At 43.7% G+C, this 18,262-nt stretch carries 14 protein-coding genes; 5 read left to right on the plus strand and 9 right to left on the minus strand.

The genetic code is table 11. From position 1 onward, the window contains the following. Positions 1-235: 235 nt before the first annotated feature. Positions 236-1,450: a serine/threonine transporter SstT gene (gene sstT, locus FKN93_RS03670; RefSeq protein WP_170904503.1), complete on the plus strand. Its 1,215-nt coding sequence runs from the start codon at positions 236-238 to the stop codon at positions 1,448-1,450. Positions 1,451-1,511: 61 nt separating this feature from the next. Here the strand turns inward: sstT and FKN93_RS03675 are convergent, their stop codons facing one another. The 5 genes from FKN93_RS03675 to FKN93_RS03695 all read right to left on the minus strand — a co-directional run bounded on the left by FKN93_RS03675 (position 1,512) and on the right by FKN93_RS03695 (position 7,658). Beyond that, a complete protein-coding gene (locus tag FKN93_RS03675; protein ID WP_158147720.1) occupies positions 1,512-2,690 on the minus strand; it encodes a tetratricopeptide repeat protein in 1,179 nt (392 codons plus the stop codon). Between the two features lie 393 nt (positions 2,691-3,083). After that, the gene (locus tag FKN93_RS03680) at positions 3,084-4,697 is read right to left on the minus strand and encodes an alpha-amylase family glycosyl hydrolase (protein ID WP_170904504.1); all 1,614 of its coding nucleotides are present in this window, start codon (positions 4,695-4,697) and stop codon (positions 3,084-3,086) included. 74 nt (positions 4,698-4,771) lie between these two features. After that, positions 4,772-5,278, minus strand: coding sequence for a glycosidase (locus FKN93_RS03685; protein ID WP_170904515.1), 507 nt, complete (start codon positions 5,276-5,278; stop codon positions 4,772-4,774). A 198-nt stretch (positions 5,279-5,476) separates the two neighbouring features. After that, positions 5,477-6,289, minus strand: coding sequence for a MalM family protein (locus tag FKN93_RS03690; RefSeq protein ID WP_170904516.1), 813 nt, complete (start codon positions 6,287-6,289; stop codon positions 5,477-5,479). 97 nt (positions 6,290-6,386) lie between these two features. After that, the gene (locus FKN93_RS03695) at positions 6,387-7,658 is read right to left on the minus strand and encodes a maltoporin (RefSeq protein WP_170904505.1); all 1,272 of its coding nucleotides are present in this window, start codon (positions 7,656-7,658) and stop codon (positions 6,387-6,389) included. A 449-nt stretch (positions 7,659-8,107) separates the two neighbouring features. Between FKN93_RS03695 and glgX the strand changes: the two genes are divergently transcribed. The 3 genes from glgX (at position 8,108) to FKN93_RS03710 (ending at position 13,083) form a co-directional block, all read left to right on the plus strand. Beyond that, entirely contained in the window at positions 8,108-10,081 is a 1,974-nt protein-coding gene (gene glgX / locus FKN93_RS03700; protein ID WP_170904506.1) for a glycogen debranching protein GlgX, read from the plus strand. Between the two features lie 294 nt (positions 10,082-10,375). Next, a complete protein-coding gene (locus tag FKN93_RS03705) occupies positions 10,376-12,220 on the plus strand; it encodes an ABC transporter ATP-binding protein (protein ID WP_170904507.1) in 1,845 nt (614 codons plus the stop codon). A gap of 158 nt (positions 12,221-12,378) precedes the next feature. Further along, a complete protein-coding gene (locus FKN93_RS03710) occupies positions 12,379-13,083 on the plus strand; it encodes a DUF445 domain-containing protein (protein ID WP_170904508.1) in 705 nt (234 codons plus the stop codon). A 41-nt stretch (positions 13,084-13,124) separates the two neighbouring features. On the opposite strand, the gene FKN93_RS03715 is transcribed toward FKN93_RS03710, so the two are convergent. The 3 genes from FKN93_RS03715 to FKN93_RS03725 all read right to left on the minus strand — a co-directional run bounded on the left by FKN93_RS03715 (position 13,125) and on the right by FKN93_RS03725 (position 15,621). After that, entirely contained in the window at positions 13,125-13,877 is a 753-nt protein-coding gene (locus tag FKN93_RS03715; RefSeq protein WP_158145264.1) for a phosphatase PAP2 family protein, read from the minus strand. Positions 13,878-14,049: 172 nt separating this feature from the next. Then, a complete protein-coding gene (locus FKN93_RS03720; protein ID WP_004396814.1) occupies positions 14,050-14,880 on the minus strand; it encodes an arginase family protein in 831 nt (276 codons plus the stop codon). Positions 14,881-14,886: 6 nt separating this feature from the next. Next, entirely contained in the window at positions 14,887-15,621 is a 735-nt protein-coding gene (locus FKN93_RS03725) for an IclR family transcriptional regulator (protein WP_004396815.1), read from the minus strand. A 252-nt stretch (positions 15,622-15,873) separates the two neighbouring features. Between FKN93_RS03725 and FKN93_RS03730 the strand changes: the two genes are divergently transcribed. Next, entirely contained in the window at positions 15,874-17,238 is a 1,365-nt protein-coding gene (locus FKN93_RS03730) for a Na+/H+ antiporter NhaC family protein (protein WP_170904509.1), read from the plus strand. A 106-nt stretch (positions 17,239-17,344) separates the two neighbouring features. On the opposite strand, the gene FKN93_RS03735 is transcribed toward FKN93_RS03730, so the two are convergent. After that, positions 17,345-18,262, minus strand: a 918-nt coding sequence (locus FKN93_RS03735) for a methyl-accepting chemotaxis protein (RefSeq protein ID WP_249374150.1), incomplete at its 5' end; no start/stop codon positions are given.

Genomic DNA, 18,262 nt, shown 5'->3' on the forward strand with positions numbered 1-18,262 from the left:
GATATCGGGTGATTATTATTGGCTACCTTCAGTCAATCATCACTGAAGTAAATAGCACGGATGGATCTTGACTAAACAAGATCGCTGAAGCTAACAATGCCTTGAAACGGATGATGACCAACCACATTGGCTGCTCAACGCATCGAATCGGTCGTTGAACACTGATCAGATCTGCCCATTGGTTCGATTTCAAGGCTCAACACTCTAATAATTACATTTGAACACAGGGATAATTATGCAAAGCAACTCTCTCCTTGCCCGTTTTGCTCGTGGAAATCTGGTATTACAAATTTTAGCTGGGATCGTGCTAGGCATCGCACTGGCTATTATTTCACCAGAAAGAGCAGAAAGTGCGAGCCTGATTGGTAATCTATTTGTCGGTGCACTCAAAGCCGTTGCACCGATTTTAGTGTTTATCTTGGTCGCCGCTTCAATCGCTAACCAAAAGAAAAACAAACACACTTATATGCGCCCTATCGTGGTGCTTTACCTTTTCGGTACTTTTGCGGCCGCATTAACGGCGGTTTTGTTAAGCTTTATGTTCCCAACCACATTGACACTGGTTGCCGGAGCAGAAGGAGCGACACCACCTCAGGGTATTAGCGAAGTCATCCAAACACTTTTATACAAGTTAGTCGATAACCCAGTCAACGCGCTGATGTCCGCCAACTACATTGGTATTCTTGCGTGGGCGGTTGGCCTTGGCTTAGCACTGCATCATGCTTCTGCGACCACTAAATCCGTATTTGAAGATCTTAGCCACGGAGTATCACAAATTGTTCGCTTTATTATCCGCTTAGCTCCATTTGGTATTTTTGGCCTTGTTGCATCCACCTTTGCCTCAACCGGATTTGATGCACTAATCGGCTATGCTCAACTGCTGGCTGTCTTGCTAGGCGCGATGCTCTTTATTGCGTTAATTGTCAACCCAGCTATCGTTTATGCAAAAACCAAAAGCAACCCTTACCCATTAGTCTTCCAGTGTTTACGTGAAAGTGGAGTGACTGCCTTTTTCACCCGTTCAAGCGCAGCAAATATTCCTGTGAATATGGCACTGTGTGAGAAATTAAAGCTTGATGAAGATACTTATTCCGTCTCTATTCCCCTTGGCGCGACGATTAATATGGGCGGTGCAGCGATTACAATTACCGTATTAACGCTGGCCGCTGTTCATACCGTCGGTATTGAAATCGACTTAATGACCGCTTTATTACTGAGTGTGGTTGCCGCTATTTCAGCGTGTGGAGCCTCGGGGGTTGCAGGGGGGTCGCTACTATTAATTCCTCTTGCTTGTAGCCTATTTGGTATCTCTAACGATATCGCCATGCAGGTCGTTGCTGTCGGCTTTATCATCGGTGTTATCCAAGACTCAGCAGAAACAGCGCTCAACAGCTCAACAGACGTTGTCTTTACCGCAGCCGTTTGCCAAGCGAAGCAAACTCAAGCGTGATTTATCTTTTACATAAACAAAACGGCCCGATTCATATCGGGCCGTTTTTTATTACAAACACTTATAATGGCTTATGCTTATCCATTGCTGTTTGAGAAAAGTCTAAGACTGCCGGTTTAGGGGCTTCTTGCTGGGTTTCAGCAAGGCTTTCTGGTTCATCAGTAAACCAATCCTCTTCCTGCCCATGTTCAGCTGATGGAGCTAAAATATCCTCATCCTCTAACTCTTCCCCTTTATTCGGCACTGGCACTGCGCGTTTATACAACTTATTGAGCGCTCGAATAATCGAGTGTTTATTCACCGTCGATGCGGTAATTTTTTTCTGTAATGGTTTTGCTAACGACTGTAACCCCACCACGGAGTCCACCCCAATTTCACTACCAATTTGATCACGTAGCCCTTTTGCAGGTCCGTAACCAAAAAAAGCCGCAAGAAATAACCAAATATACGCAATCGCATTACCGCTTGGCCCACGAGCAACCCAAGCTTCTCCGGCATGATACATCGCCTCCGCATGGCCTTTCTCTGCGGCGCGCTCTAACCAGTAACAGCCTTTACCGTGATCGGCGGGAACGCCGACTCCTTGCAGGTAGTTCAGCCCTAGTTTCATCATTCCTTCAAGGCTATTTAATTTTGCCGCCTTAGCAAACCAAAAGGTTGAATCACTGGGAGCAGGTGCAATGTTATCTTTAGAGACACACCAATCCCCCATAAAGATGATAGATGGGATGTGTTGATCTTCCGCGGCCTCTTGAATCAAAGAGAGCCCTTTAGAAACATTGGTTTCCGTTCCTCTCCCGTAAATCATTGCCAGTCCGGTTTCAAACTTCGCATTGACATCCCCTTCAATAGCACGAATGAATTGCTGCCAAAACTTTGCTTTCTCTCTGAGAATCATATCATCACGCGCTTTTTCACAAATGCGCACAATGCCATACATCCCATTAATATTGTCAAATTGCGCGGCTTTCTCATACCAAAACAGCGCTTCTTTCAAATTTGTACGTTCTGCTTCTTTGGCTAAATATAAGATTGTGGGTACGTGCCCCGACTCCGCTTTAAACAAACGTTCTTTACGCTCTTGTTCTCGCATCCGTTCAAGCGCTTTACGGTATGCTTCTTCTCTGGCTTTCTTCTCCGCTTCTAAACGCTTTTTCCGGATCGACAAGGAAATCATCCAGACAAAAATCAGGATAAGCGAAAGCCCAGTCGCCCCAATTGCCATACCAATGGTATTCATATCATCTCTTTTTATCTATGGCTCAAGTGCACTCAAAATGGTCTATTTTTATACAGACAATCCCCAAGTAACTGACCGTTACAGCCTCAAATCAATGGGGGCAGAGCACTGAATACAGTTGCGCCTTAACTCACTATCCGTAAGCTTACTGTATATCAACGTATTCCCCAATCGATTCCCCTTTTTCCTCATAAAGAATTTGCACTGCATTCAATAAGAAAGGGCGAACACAATGGCATGAGAACCACCTTTCTTATACCACAACCATAATGATAGAAAGAGATTGTCAGCCACAGAGTAGGGATCATAAAAAGAAACAGGGGGTTAAAAACAAGGGAGGGAATCGATACTCCACAGAAGACAAACAGTGGAGCATCGAAAAGGTGTGTCCGATTAATCTGATATTTTCACTTGTAAAAATCGAGCTTGTAAAGGATCCATTGGTATCGTGTACACACCCTTGATGGGTGCGAGCCTTGTATGATTATCAAGCAAGTCGACCAACTCAATCGCAAACCCCAGTTCTGCGGCTGAAAAAGAAAATTGTTCAGTCTCTTGAGAGATATTTAATAAAAATAATACACGATCCTCGCCCGACTGTTTTAGATCTGCATAACGGGTTGCATCCGCAAGTAAATGGGTTCTAGAACCTTGATAAAGCGCAGGATGGTTAGCCCGTAGAGCCAGTAAGGCTGCAACATGGTTTTTTAAATCCGCTTGGTTTGCATCAAGCGTTGCGTTCACACCCTCAATTTTTGCACTGCTGCGTGCGACATGATCGTCACAGACACCACGTATTGCGCACGTTTGGTTATCTTCTTTCGCAGCAAAATCATCAACTTGGTCGCCAATTTCTTCACCATAGTAGAGAGTGATTGGCCCCGTATAAGCGACAAGAAAAGCAAAGGCGGCTTTGTGGCGCAACCAATAATCCTCCTCATTGGGCTGAGCAAGTCCACCGCGTTGCAATAAATCCCCAAAGCGCACTAAATCATGGTTCCCAAGCATTAGGTTAGGCTGAGCATGTGCGGGGTATGAGTTGTGTGTCATAAACCCATTATTTAACCATTGCGCCCCCTTTCCACCGTCACCACTTTCATTGACCGCGAGCGTTTCGACGATTCGATAACGCATCGGAAAGTCGAAAGCAGAACACAAAGCAGGTGCTTGTGTTTCACCATAAGCTTCACGAGCAATATCAGATTCACCTTTCCAGACTTCCGCCACCATATAACCCAATGGATTCACTGCTACTCCATCAGCATTGATATAAGTAACACTTTGAGAGGTTTGCTCAACCGCTTTACGAATTTGGATCCAATCAGCCAACGGCACTTGATAAGCCTGATCTAACCGCCAGCCATCAATATTAAGCTCTTTGATCCAATAGGTTGCCACTTCTTTATAAAACGGCAAACTGTCTGGGTAATCAACAGGGTCATTGCTCCCTGAAGGAAGTAAGCCAGAAGGTGAAGGTTTAATTAAGCCTTGTTTATGATGGCCAAAGACCCCATCAAAGAAAACGTATAACCCTCTTTTATGCGCTTCATCCACCAAGGTTTTAGCCGTGGCTAAGTCTCCGAAACGGGGATCTATTTTAAAATAATCGGTTGCAAAATATCCCGTTGCATCAAGACGATCAGCCCAGTGATCTTGCCCTGCTATTGGCTGAGATTCAAAAATCGGAGTCAGCCAAATCGCATTCACACCCAAGGCTTTAATATAATCCAAAGAATCAATAATTCCTTGTAAATCTCCTTTATGGTGGCTAGTACCATACCCAGTCCCGTGCCCAATGCTTGAATCACCATCAACAAAGCTTTCGACCATGATTTGATAAGTCATCAATGTATTACTTTTTTCAGCTATTTGAGTAGAGCAAGCATAATATTCAAAAGAAGTACGCTGATTAAACTCCTCCTGTTCATCATCAGAAGAAGAGCAACCTATTAATAATAAGCTAATAATGGAGATTAAACTAAGAATCTTATAGACATGAAATTTCATTATTTAATACCGCATATTAAACACAGTAAGAAAAAATAGATATTTCTTACTGTGTTGATTGAATTTATGAACGATTATTTACAAGGGTTCACCATGATATTAAGAGGCTTACCTTTTTCATCAAACTGTAAGCTCCAAACATATTTACCCGATTGCTGAATATCGACCGTTGTATCTGTACCATATCCACCAAAAGTTAATTCCGTCAGTTCACCCACATTGAGTCGACGACCTTTGGCGGTAAATTGTGGAGACCAAAGCTCTGTCGCATATTGCATTTTATAGCTGCCGTCTTTTTCTACCGTCACTGCCTGATAGAAATTATTACCTTTATATTGGTATTGCCGAGCAGGAACGTGTTTCCAATTCGCATCAGGGAAGCTACCAACCACATACAGCGGTTGTTTGATAGGGCCAGGAGCCGTACTATCCGCGTTATCACAGCGAGACATGAAGTCAATTACCGCTTGTGGAGACAAATTCGTTACTGTTTCTTCCACAGTATTAGACTCAGATGTTGACTGGCATCCCATCAAACCAATAACAACCGCAAATAAAAATGAGGATTTTCTTAATTTCATATTCATTTAATTCCTTTTACTATACACATTAAACCACCTTTTAAATACAGGATTTAAAAAGAAGAACATATCTGTTAAAAAAATAGTTGTAAGTTTTTATAATAGAGAAGAAATGTCATAATTTCTGTGAAGTAAATTACCATATCAAAATATATTTTACTTAGGCAATAAAAAGCCAGAAACTCTGGCTATTATTTATTATTTTGAATTTATTGCTTTAACAAATATTTCCTGGGCATCTTTAATTCCTAAATCTTTTGCTTCATCTAATAACCCAAGCGCTTTCGGAATATTATTTTCAACCACTGCTTTTTTTATTTCACTATGGTAGTAAGCGGTTAACTCCGTCCCCTGAGGGCGAGCATTTGTGTTTGTAACAATATGTCTAGAAACAATATCATTTGCAGAAATCGTTAGGCGTAGATGCCCTGATAATGAATGTGTAGCATAAGGGTCAGCAATATCAGGTGGCTGGGTATGTCGAGCTAAAGCATGTGCTTTGGCTGGATGTAAAACTTGTGTTTTCTCCGCTAAATCTGCCGAGGTGGTATAAATAAGAACTTTTAACTCCTGTCCACTCATGTCAGGAATTACATTAAACGTTGTCACAAGCTTATCATTATCCAACATTTTTGCCGGATAATATTCAAAGTCAGAGAATGCTTTCTTATAAATCTCTTTTCCTTGACCATCAAAAATCACCACAGTGGGTGCATAGACTTTTAAATCATTAGAGACAAAGCTAGCGAGAGAAATATCTAGACTTCCCCGATTTCCAGGAATAATAAATCCGGCAACGGGCCCTGCACTCTTTCCATCTAACAAGAGCTGACTTGACTGATTAAACGTGAATTCAACTTCTGTAGGAATATCAAGGGTATTCCAAGAGACGTTTTCAAGGTGAGTGATAAACTTCTCAGCACTTTGGTTTTGCTGTAAATCCAGTTGTTCCGTTGAAGTACATCCTGTCACTAACACTCCAACTAATAATGGTGCTAACCATTTTTTTATCATTTTCTCACCTCTGAATCTAATAAGGGCTGAAAGAATACAGCCAGAGAAACTCTGGCTGTATTGATTAGGACAGTAAATTAATGCCTATCGCTCATTACCACCATGCTTCAACTTGAACACCAAACTGGAATGAGTCATCTGACTTACCATTGTCAAAAACTTTACGATCATTATCATAATCGCTGGTTAGGTATGAGGCGTAAAGACGAATTTCAGGACGAGCCCAGAAACTTGAGCCAGCAGACCATGCTTGAGCAACCGTCAGCTTACCATACTTATCTTTAGCGCCATCGTTATCATCTACAGCATAGCCAGCTTCAAAAATGGTTTTGTGATTGTCGTCCCATTTGTAAACCGGACGGATAACGGCAGACATGGCTTTCCATTTATCTTGGCCGTCCCACATCTCTTCGCCTACACCATAAACTAATTGATGGCCCAGTTCCCAACTATCGCCAAGGCCAACCACACCCCAGTTGATTAACCGATAACCACTAGCGCCTTTTTTCGCTTCAGCACCATACCAGCTACCGTCACCGTAGAAAGCAAACGCTTTAGAATAGCCTTCTGTACCATATTGCAATACTGTTTTGTTAAAGCCACTCGCAAGACCTTGAGTTAATTCAGCCGTTAACATTACGCCATTTTTAGCATCTTTAGCCGCTTGTGACGCCGCATCAGTATCATGAACTAGCGCATAGTTAATACCAACTTCTAAGGAGCCATTTTCCCATACAGGAATACCCGCATAACGTGCATCAAGTGTATTAACGTTAACCGCACCACCGTTGTTACCAGTATCAGCGAGATCACCACGGTCATTACGAACCCAAGCTAGAGATAGGCGGCCTGGGCCTGCTTCAATACCTTCGATACCAGCGCCTGAACCAGAAATATTCCAGTAATAGAAGTCTGAAATATGAATATCATGACGTTGATAGAAACGTTTACCCGCCCATAGTGTGGCTTCTGGAGCAAAGTCTAAAACACCTTGAGCACGAACATTGAATTGACGAAGTGCAAATTCAACATCATCAGTACATTTTAGGTCGCTTCCGCTCAAACCACAGTTAGTACCCGTTCCTTCCCAGTCATTAGAACCGTTGGAGCTCATTGCAAACATAGAATCAACGTAGAACGTTTTTCCATTGTTGTTATAAACTTCTTTACCTAACTGAACTTCACCATAAGTGTCACCTTCGTTACCTAGGCGTCCAATTTTATTTTTTTCATACGTAACTTGTTGACCACCATCAGCGCTAACCCCTACGCCAGCACGCATGTAGCCGTGAAAATCGACAGCAAAAGCAGACCCCGCTGCTAAAGAAGCAGCCACTGCAGCAGCAATTACACTTATCTTTTTCATCGTTGTTAACTCCATTTAGTTTTTTCTTATGTCACTCTATTTGCACACTCTCTTTATCGAACTCATAAAGGCAGAAATGAATCAACGATAAAAAGAGGTAAGATGGGACGAGTCCCCAGTTGTTTCAACTGTGAAAGAGATTACTAAAGGCTCAGAAATGTGGCTTCCTCCACCCCAACGATATTTAGGGAGGATGAGAGAGGATGAGTTTTTTTACCGAATGGTGTTTTTAATAGGTTGATCACGGAATTAGGGGGGGGGATAGGTACCAACCAACACCATTAATTCATACAAAATGTATTAGTGATCACTGTTTCACAATAAGTTAACCGCAAGAGTGAAATAAAATTACATAATAATATTTGTGACTAGGCGCTTGACCTTATGCTGACAAAGCCTTTTACTTAATAAGTCAGTGACTGAAAATAGAATAACAACGGTAACTTACCATGAAAGCCATGCTCTCTCAGCCGTACCCACTCGGTGCGACACTCGATAACGATGGATGCAATTTTGCTGTCTTCGCCCCCGCTAACAAAGATATTGTGTTAGCGCTTTTTCATGTCGATGGCAGCTACCATACCCATCCTTTGGATCACGAATATGCTGGTATCCAGCACACCTACGTGGAAGGCGTTAAGGCGGGACAACGTTACGGTTTTATTACTCAAGTCGAAGGCGAGCTATTTTATCTGTCTGACCCTTACGCTCAGGCCTTAGATGGCCCGCTGACCTATCAGCCGCCGTTAACACCAACTGGTAGTTTTGATTTGCCCAAATGTGTCGTGGTCGATGATCAATTTGACTGGCAAGACGTGCAACGCCCTAAACGGCCACGTGATGAAATGGTCATTTTTGAAACCCATGTCAAGGGGCTGACTAAACTTCACCCCAATGTCCCTAAATCACAACGCGGTACTTATTTGGGTTTAATTAGTGAACCAATGTTGACCTTTTATCGGCAACAAAATATCAATACATTGCAACTACTGCCTATCGCTGCCTGTATGCATGAACCTCATCTACTTGAAATGGGCAAAGTCAATTACTGGGGCTATAACCCATATTTATTTATGGTGCCCGACCCACGTTACGCTAAAAGTGATGCGGTACAGGAATTGAAAACCGTGATCCGCGAGCTGCATAAGCAAGGTATCGAAGTGATTTTGGATGTCGTCTATAACCATACGGCTGAGGGTGGTGAAGGGGGTGCCGTTTTTAATCTGAAAGGGCTTGATCCTAATTACTACCTCAAGCACGGCTCAATGTACGCTAATTTTACCGGATGCGGCAATACGCTTAATCTCACTTATCAGCCCACTTTAAATCTTGTCATGGACACTTTGCGCTATTGGGTCAATGAGTATCAGATTGATGGTTTTCGTTTTGATTTAGCAGCAACCTTAGGCCGTAATGGCGATAATTTTAGTCGTGAAGCTGCGTTCTTTAAAGCCGTAGCCCAAGACCCTGTGTTACAACAAGTGAAGTTGATTGCCGAACCATGGGATATTGGTCCAAATGGTTATCAAGTCGGTAACTTTCCTTTTGGCTGGAATGAAACCAACGATAAATTACGAGATATCGCGCGAAGTTTTTGGCGTGGCGATCAAGGCTTTTTAAAAGAGTTTGCCACACGAATCATGGGGTCACGCGATTTATACAGCGCCTCACAGTGGCCCTATAAATTGACCGTCAACTACATCACCTATCATGACGGCTTTACTCTACAAGATCTCGTTTCTTACAAACATAAACACAATGAAGCCAACGGTGAACAAAATCGCGATGGCCATGGTGATAATCGCTCAGATAATTATGGCTTCGAAGGCGATACCGATAATATGGTCATTCGTACCATTCGTGAGCGACAAAAACGTAATTTTATGGCTAGCTTACTGTTTGCGTTTGGGATCCCCCATATTCTTACCGCTGATGTCGTCTCACATACTCAGCAAGGTAACAACAATGCTTATTGCCAAGATAACGACATCAGTTGGTTAAACTGGCAATTGACGGAACGTAAAGAATATTTCAGACAATGGCTCGGTGAGATGGTTGCTGCTCGTCAGCGTTATATGGTGCCGTTTATTCGCGCCTTCAGTGGTGAAACACGCAATTCAAACCGTGTTTTTTGGCGACGCAATGACGGGACATTAATGGAGCAGGATGACTGGAATCAACGTAACTCGGTGATACTGCATATTGGCATTGGTGATCATGGCCAAGAGCTCGCTTATTTGATTAATCAAACCAACGCCAATACACGCTTTACACTGCCAGGAGAAACCGAGCAAGAATGGTGTGTGATCTGTGATACGAATATGCGTACCGTACATCAAGATTCGGTAAAAGATGAGGTTGTTCTCCTTCCCATGTCGATGGCGATTTTGCACAGCCATCCGCGGAAAAAATCGCAAAAATAGCCTCTAGCAAGTAGGTGAGGTGGTCCTGTATTAGCCTAGCTATATTCGAACGACTTGGAGTTGCAGGTAGGCGGCAAGTGAGTTCATCTCCATGAGCATAGACAGACGATGTGATTGGGGTGAACGAACGTAGCCAAAACCGCTGCAGCTTCGAGTAGGAAGGATATACTGGCTATCGATAGTAGCGATTTTGATCTCCAACACCACTTCTGTTATAACATCGCTTCCTCATTGAAGTCCCCTATTGAAAACGCTATTTCCCCCAAATTATAGAGCGTAGAGTAAGGTTTTTGCATGTATAAACGATTTGAAAGTTTGACCGATGCTTTCCCCAAACAAGAGCCACAGCGTCCACCCAATACCTTGTGGGCTTTTTGCTTACACTACACCAAAGGTTTTGAAAAACCGTTAATCACCATGGCGCTGTTAAGTACTTTAATCGCCGTCATTGAAGTATCTTTATTTGGTTTTATGGGACACTTGGTCGACTGGCTATCCACCAGCCAACCAGAGACATTTCTCAGTGAGAATCGCAATACACTGATAGGTCTAGGGCTGCTCCTTTTAGTGGGCATGCCAATCCTTGTTTCAGTCTATTCATTATTAATTCATCAGACCATGCTGGGTAACTATCCGATGTCGATTCGCTGGCTCGCACATCGTTACTTACTCAAACAAAGCCTCTCTTTCTATCAAGATGAATTTTCCGGTCGCATTGCCACGAAAGTGATGCAAAGCGCTTTAGCGGTACGTGAAACGGTCATGAAGACATTGGATGTCTTTGTCTACGTGATTGTTTATTTCTCAGCCATGCTGTTTATTTTAGCTCAAGCCGATTGGCGACTCATGCTGCCGATGTTGCTCTGGCTTACCGCTTATATCGCGATTCAAGTGCACTACGTGCCGAAATTAAAAAAAATCTCTACCGAGCAAGCCGATGCTCGGTCGCTAATGACCGGGCGAATTGTTGACAGTTATACCAATATCATGACCGTAAAACTGTTTTCTCATAGCCGACGTGAAACCGATTATGCCGAGCAAGGTATGGAAGGGTTTCTCGATACGGTGCACCGCCAAATGCGCTTAGTGACCGGTTTTAATATTTGCGTCGAAATTGCCAACTATGTCTTGGTATTTACGATTGCTGCTATGTCGATCTATTTATGGATGGGCAGTGCGATCACTGTTGGAGCGATTGCGATTGCCATCAGTTTAGCGCTGCGTATCAACGGCATGTCAAAATGGATCATGTGGGAAGTTGGTGCTCTGTTTGAAAACATGGGCACGGTGGTCGATGGCATGAAAATGCTTTCTAAACCGATTGCGATTGAAGACAGCCCTAATGCCCAATCCTTGCAAGTACGTGAAGGGAAAATCGAGTTCGAAAACGTCAGTTTTCATTATGGTGAAAATAAAGGGGTGATCAATCACCTCAACCTGACCATTAAACCTGGAGAAAAAGTTGGCCTCGTCGGTCGCTCCGGAGCTGGGAAATCAACGTTGGTTAATCTCCTGCTACGCTTTCACGATGTAGAAGGTGGCGCTATCAAAATCGACGGTCAAAATATTGCAGAAGTGACTCAAGACTCATTGCGCGCAGCCATTGGTATGGTGACGCAAGATACTTCTTTGCTCCATCGTTCGATTCGTGAAAATATCTTATACAGCAACCCCAATGCTTCGGAAGAAGCGATGTTAAGAGCCACACGTCAGGCGCATTCTCATGAGTTTATTGAAACTTTAACCGACCCATTTGGTAACGTCGGTTATGATGCACAGGTTGGCGAACGTGGCGTTAAGCTCTCAGGTGGACAGCGTCAGCGGATTGCCATATCGCGAGTGCTACTTAAAGATGCGCCACTGCTGGTGTTGGATGAGGCCACCTCAGCGCTCGATTCAGAAGTCGAAGCCGCCATTCAAGAAAGCCTCAATGAGCTGATGCAAAATAAAACCGTGATTGCGATTGCCCATCGGCTATCGACTATTGCCGCTATGGATCGCTTGATTGTACTCGATAAAGGACACATTGTTGAACAGGGCACTCATCAAGAGTTGATTCAACAAAATGGCATCTATGCACAACTCTGGGCACATCAGACTGGCGGTTTTATTGGCGGTGAAGAAAACGATTTGGCGTAATCGATAGGTATAAAGTGAGTACTTCCTATCATCATCGTTATGAATGTTGGCTGCCTCCCATGCAACCAACGTTCCTACGACGTCGACTGAACAATATTAGCTAATTTTTTCTATCTCTTTCGTCCCTTTGGGACATTTCATTTTGGTGTAACTTTATCATGAACAACAAAAGCATTATGACCAACCTCATTGCCTTACTGGTATTAATCGGTGGTTATTACTTCTCTTATCCTATGATGTTTAGTGCAGGATTATTCGCTTTTTCTGGTGCGGTGACCAACTGGCTAGCCATTCATATGTTATTTGAAAAAGTGCCTTTTCTTTATGGTTCAGGGGTTATCCCTGCGCGATTCGATGATTTTAAACACGCGATTAAGACCCTGATGATGGAGCAGTTTTTTACTGATGCGAATATTGAGCGTTTTCTCAATCAAGAAATGAGCAGTTCGCAATCCATCAATCTTGAACCGGTAATTGCTCAGGTTGACTTTAATCCAGCGTTTGATTCCTTGGTTGAGGTGATTCAGCAATCTTCCTTTGGTGGAATGCTGGCTATGTTTGGCGGTACCGACGCACTGCAACCGCTTAGAGCTCCTTTTGTTGAAAAGATGCAAGCGTCAATGATCGACATCAGTCAGAGCGATTCCGTGAAAAACGCCTTAAAAGCCCAGCTTGAGTCTCCGGCGATGCTGGATGAAATCAAAGCCAATATCGAGCAGATCATCAATCAACGTTTGCACGAGTTAACACCACAAATGGTTAAAGAAATTGTCCAGAAAATGATTAAACAACATTTAGGCTGGCTCGTTGTATGGGGCGGAGTATTTGGCGGTTTAATTGGTGTCGTGGCCGGTGCACTATAGGCCATTAATACTCGAAAAAAATGGGCGTAATGCCCATTTTTTTATTGTTTTTGATAACGTAAAAAAGACGGTAAATAGCGCCAAGCCCAAGGATACCGTTTCGGAACGAAGAGATACAAGGCACCGATTAACAAAACCGCTGCAAATAAATCCTCAGGCCGATGCATACCAACCCATAAGCGAGAAAAAGCGATAGAGCCACTCCAAGCTAATAATAGCAAAGCGCTTAATCGATGTTTTTGCTCTAACCAAATACCACCAAAAAACAGCAAACAGAGTGCAGCAAACACGGTATGGCCTGAAGGGAAAGAGTAATCTCGCTCTTGTTCCCACACCGCTAAACGTGCCGAAGAGACTTTACCGTTCATTTGCTCCATGGCTAACGCTTGTTGCTGGGCATCTAAGCGATAAAAGTGTTGCGGAGAAGGCAGAGTGAGTGATTGAGTCATCACTTCAGTGTAAGGACGAGGGCTTTGAGTCACGTGTTTGATGCCTGTTTTTAGGATCATCGCCAGAACTAACAGTACCCCGAGTTGCATCGCTTTATCTAGCCATTGGCGTCGACACTCAGGCACGCGATACCAAGTCCAACCAATCAGTATCACTAAAGTCAGCAAAAACCCTTCTTTACCGGCAGAGTGAGTAAGTAAGACCAGCCATTGGGTCAGACGATCATCGTCTAAAGCGAATAAGTTGACTTGTGTCCCGACAAGACTGATGGGGATCAATAGCAGCATGAGCGCTATAAATAGCATCAATCCAAATTTAGATTGAGTAATTGGTTGCTTCAACACGTTTACACCTCCACTTTGAAGCTAGGGAGTGTAAACGAGTTTTTATCCACTTCTATCAAACTCTATTCATTTCTTTGTCAATTTTTTAAAAACGCGATCTTCGACGGTTACACAATAATCAACGCCTAATCACGGTACTTGTTCTTAGACAAACCGTCTTCACTTTAAACGCTCAACCAGCCATATCAACAGACAAACGATTCAACTCATCAATAATCGCTTTCGTCTCCTTAGAGTAGATCAACTTATCTTTGGCTCCGATTAACTGAATCATTTTTACTTTACCAGAGAGAACAAGCTGACGAAGCATACGCAGCACCATTTGGCAATCAATAACATGATGCTCATCTAATCGATTCAATGGGATCAATGAAGCAAGATCAATAGAAATCACCAATTGGTCACAGTGCTCAATATAATGATTCAATTGGCTTTTGACTTGGTTTCGTTGCCGAAAATGACATTCTTGATCGGTTAACCAATCGCAACCTAAATCTTCTGCATAATCTAAAGTTTGGCTATTTACTCGCTGGGCATCAATCCCTAAATAGAGTAACCGCGTCTGAGCATAACGAGATAATGCAAAATGATAAGCAGACCCAACTTGACGATCTAAAGTCTGTTTTAATTCAAATTCATGGCCAATATGAATAATCCCGAGTTCGTCATTATCGAGCGCTAACAGCGGTAAGGCATTGAGCAACAATTCATGGCAATTGCCCAATATCACCGGAATAGAATGCAAGGTAAAATGATGACTGAGCAAGTCACGAAAACGAGTATCGGCAGGATCATGTAAGACTAAATGACCAGCATCAGCGTAGTGGGCATGGATACCTTGTTGGTAAAGCCAATCGGCGGCAAATTCTAAACTTTGCTGAGCCAATTCAAATTCTACTTGAGACATTGGCTTTATCTGTTCGCACACAGTACAAAACGTAAAAGCAGACATCGACTGAGGCTCAGGACGACTGAGACGGTAGCGTTTGAATAGACTGAGCATGATGAATTACCTCTCTGGTGGCAACGCTCGCGCTGCCTGTAATACATGTAAAATGATCCGTTGCCGATGGGTCTCGACACGATGAGCCGGTGCCATAACAGAAATCGCCCCGATCAATTTACTCCCTTTCATTACCGGAGCGCTGATCCCAGAAACCCCAGGATCAATTTCAGAGGTGCTCACGGCATAACCATGGCGACGAATTTTCTCTAATTCGATTTGCCATTTTTCCATTTGATGATCTTCACCAAAATAGCGCAGTATTTTTTCACAGCGCTGAGATGGCATAAACGCCAACATCACTTTAGATGAGGCACCTCGAAGCAGGGGTTGACTTTGACCCTGGACGAAGCTGCATCGAAGTGCCTGCATACTCTCTTTTTGGCTGACACACAAAGCTCGATATCCCACCGGAACCATGTAGGCCGCCATTTCACCAGTCTGTTTCTGTAAACGACTTAGCACCGCTTCCACTGCATCTAAATTATGTTGACTGGTCTCATAACTGTGCATAAGCAGCAGGGCAGCAGGGCCAATAATTAACGTTTTATCGTGTGGGCTTTCTTCTATTAAGTTCCACTCTTTAAGCAGTTTCAGATGCCGATATAAGCTACTTAGTGGTACTTGCAGCTGATCACTTAACGTTTTAGCCGAAACCGGTTCATGATTGACGGCAACTTGCATCAATAACTGCAGCGATTTCTCATTAACCTGACTGGTTGTTGTTTTTGCTTCATTCATGTTGTTCTTTTTAGCCTTTATTGCTTTATCGCTCAAACTTACATTCTTATATATCGAGAATTCTAAACGATTGAAAGCATTGCTTTCTCAAAACATGGGAAAATTAGATGAAAAAATCGCATTATCTTATCCATTCAATAGTGCAATGAAAGACATATAAGAATCTAGATGTTTAGATGGCTAAATTTGACAAACCCTACTGGAACGATTAGGCTGCGTCTCCTTGTTGTTGATCATTAAAGTTGTTGTTCCATGTCTTCAAACTCATCTACTCCCATTACACCATCGGCGATCGCCTTACTCCCTCTACTCGTGTTTCTTGCACTCTTTATTGGTGTCGGCGCTTATCTCACGTTTCAAGGGGTTGAGTTTGCGTTTTATCAACTCCCCGCCCCTATCGCGATTTTACCTGCGGTGATCATCGCGCTATTGCTGAGTAAAGAATCTCTGAATCGCGCTATCGAGCAGTTTTTACGTGGTGTTGGCCATCAAGATATTATTGCGATGTGTATGATTTACTTATTGGCAGGGGCCTTTGCCGCGGTAGCAAAAGCGTCTGGTGGGGTTGATGCAACGGTAAATTTGGGGCTATCAGCCATCCCAAGTGAAATGATTTTACCGGGGATTTTTCTTATTTCGGCCTTTATCGCCACGGCGATGGGCACATCAATGGGTACCATTGCCGCCGTTGCGCCAGTGGCATTAGGCATTGCTCAGTCATCCGGTATGAGCCTCCCATTAACCGCTGGAGTCGTATTGAGCGGTGCGATGTTTGGCGACAACTTATCCATCATCTCAGATACCACCATCGCAGCCACGCGTTCACAAGGCTGTGAAATGCGCGATAAATTTCGTGAAAATATTCGCATTGCTCTCCCCGCCGCTTTTTTCTCATTAATCTTATTCGCGTTTAGCAGTACCGCAACACAAACCCCTGATACTTCTGCTATTGAGTGGTTGAAAGTATTGCCTTATATGACCATATTGGTGCTGGCTATCTCGGGGATCAATGTCTTTGTTGTCTTAACCGTAGGCATTGTATTGGCTGGTAGTGTCGGGCTTTGGCACAGTGATCACTATAGCTTAGCCAATTTTGGACAAGATATTTACCGTGGATTTGGCAATATGCAGGAGATTTTCTTATTGTCGATGTTGATTGGTGGCTTAAGTGAACTGATGCGTCGCCAAGGAGGACTCGCTTTTTTAACTCAACTGGTCAGCCGTTGGATCCAGCGCTTAGCCAAAAAACAAACCCCAGCAGCGCAAAGTCGCGCTAGTGAGTTAGGTATTGCTGGTTTAGTCGCAATGGTCAATACCTGTACGGCCAACAATACGGTTGCTATCATCGTCTCTGGTGGTATCGCTCGTCAGCTAGCCGAAGAGCATGCGGTTACACCACGCCGATCGGCTAGTTTGTTGGACATTTTTTCTTGTGTGATGCAAGGTATCTTACCGTATGGGGCACAAGTACTCTTACTTGGATCGATTTTTCAACTCTCTCCCTTGGAGATTGTTGCTCACTCTTATTACTGCTTTTCATTAGCTTTTGCGGCGATTGTAGCGATTTTCTTTACCCGTCCATCCCGTCGTTACTCACAAACGGTGATTCATCAATAAATAAAAACACGCAAGCGATAAACGGCCCCTAAGTCTACACTGAGGGGCCGTTTTAATGACCGATTAGGTCATGCATGTTTTGCAAAGCAAAGGCGGTAAGCGTCGATTAACTCACTTTAAACGTCGCCACTTTCGCGCTCAGCTCGGCGGCTTGCTGCTTCAACTGATTGGATTGACTCAAACTATCTTCAGCCCCTTCCACTAACTGCTCAGTCACGTCTTTAATCGCCGTCACATTTTGGGTAATTTCACCCGTAACGTGCGTTTGCTCCTCCGCCGCTGTCGCAATCTGGGTTGCCATGTCACTGATCAGAGCAACCGCGGCATTAATTTCTTCTAATGCATGTGTCGCTTTATCGGCATCATCAACAGAGTTATTCGCCAAACTCGAGCTACTTTCCATCAATGTAACGGCACGCTTGGTCGTCTCTTGCAGCGTATCAATGGTCGATTTTATCTCTTCGGTTGAGGTATGAGTGCGCTGTGATAATACTCGAACTTCATCGGCTACCACCGCAAAACCCCGCCCTTGATCACCTGCTCGCGCCGCTTCAATGGCGGCATTTAACGCCAAGAGGTTCGTTTGTTCAGCAATACCTTGAATGGTCGCTAACACTGTGGAGATTTCTTGTGCGTGTTGATTAAGGGCTGAAATAACCGAGCTGGCTTGCGTCACCTCTTTAGCAAGATGATGAATCGACGACTTGGTATTAAGCACTAAAGTACGGCCATTATTGGTGCTGGTGGCTGAATTCTGTGCCGCTTGAGCGGTTTGCTCAGCGTGAGAGGCAATTTCTTGTGTCGCCGATGCCATTTCGGTCACCGCTGTTGCGACCATGGTGACTTCTTGCTGCTGAAGGCTCAATTCAGAAGCCGATTGATTAGCTCGCTGCGCACAGAAGTGGCCCCCAATTTTCGGACATGACTTTAAGTGGTCGATCTGTTTTGATAGTACCCAACAATACAGGGACAGATTATGACTAGAAAACGTAGAAACCACTCTCCTGAGTTTAAAGCTAAGGTG

Origin of the sequence: Vibrio sp. A8-1 (genome assembly GCF_013048685.1) — a bacterium.
In the GTDB taxonomy this organism is placed as follows: Bacteria; Pseudomonadota; Gammaproteobacteria; order Enterobacterales; family Vibrionaceae; genus Vibrio; species Vibrio metschnikovii.

What these genes read in the sequence shown, in the direction of transcription:
- sstT (WP_170904503.1), top strand. Translation starts at nt 236, where the DNA reads ATGCAAAGCAACTCTCTCCTTGCCCGTTTTGCTCGTGGAAATCTGGTA.
- FKN93_RS03675 (WP_158147720.1), bottom strand. Translation starts at nt 2,690, where the DNA reads ATGAATACCATTGGTATGGCAATTGGGGCGACTGGGCTTTCGCTTATC.
- FKN93_RS03680 (WP_170904504.1), bottom strand. Translation starts at nt 4,697, where the DNA reads ATGAAATTTCATGTCTATAAGATTCTTAGTTTAATCTCCATTATTAGC.
- FKN93_RS03685 (WP_170904515.1), bottom strand. Translation starts at nt 5,278, where the DNA reads ATGAAATTAAGAAAATCCTCATTTTTATTTGCGGTTGTTATTGGTTTG.
- FKN93_RS03695 (WP_170904505.1), bottom strand. Translation starts at nt 7,658, where the DNA reads ATGAAAAAGATAAGTGTAATTGCTGCTGCAGTGGCTGCTTCTTTAGCA.
- glgX (WP_170904506.1), top strand. Translation starts at nt 8,108, where the DNA reads ATGAAAGCCATGCTCTCTCAGCCGTACCCACTCGGTGCGACACTCGAT.
- FKN93_RS03705 (WP_170904507.1), top strand. Translation starts at nt 10,376, where the DNA reads ATGTATAAACGATTTGAAAGTTTGACCGATGCTTTCCCCAAACAAGAG.
- FKN93_RS03710 (WP_170904508.1), top strand. Translation starts at nt 12,379, where the DNA reads ATGAACAACAAAAGCATTATGACCAACCTCATTGCCTTACTGGTATTA.
- FKN93_RS03720 (WP_004396814.1), bottom strand. Translation starts at nt 14,880, where the DNA reads ATGCTCAGTCTATTCAAACGCTACCGTCTCAGTCGTCCTGAGCCTCAG.
- FKN93_RS03725 (WP_004396815.1), bottom strand. Translation starts at nt 15,621, where the DNA reads ATGAATGAAGCAAAAACAACAACCAGTCAGGTTAATGAGAAATCGCTG.
- FKN93_RS03730 (WP_170904509.1), top strand. Translation starts at nt 15,874, where the DNA reads ATGTCTTCAAACTCATCTACTCCCATTACACCATCGGCGATCGCCTTA.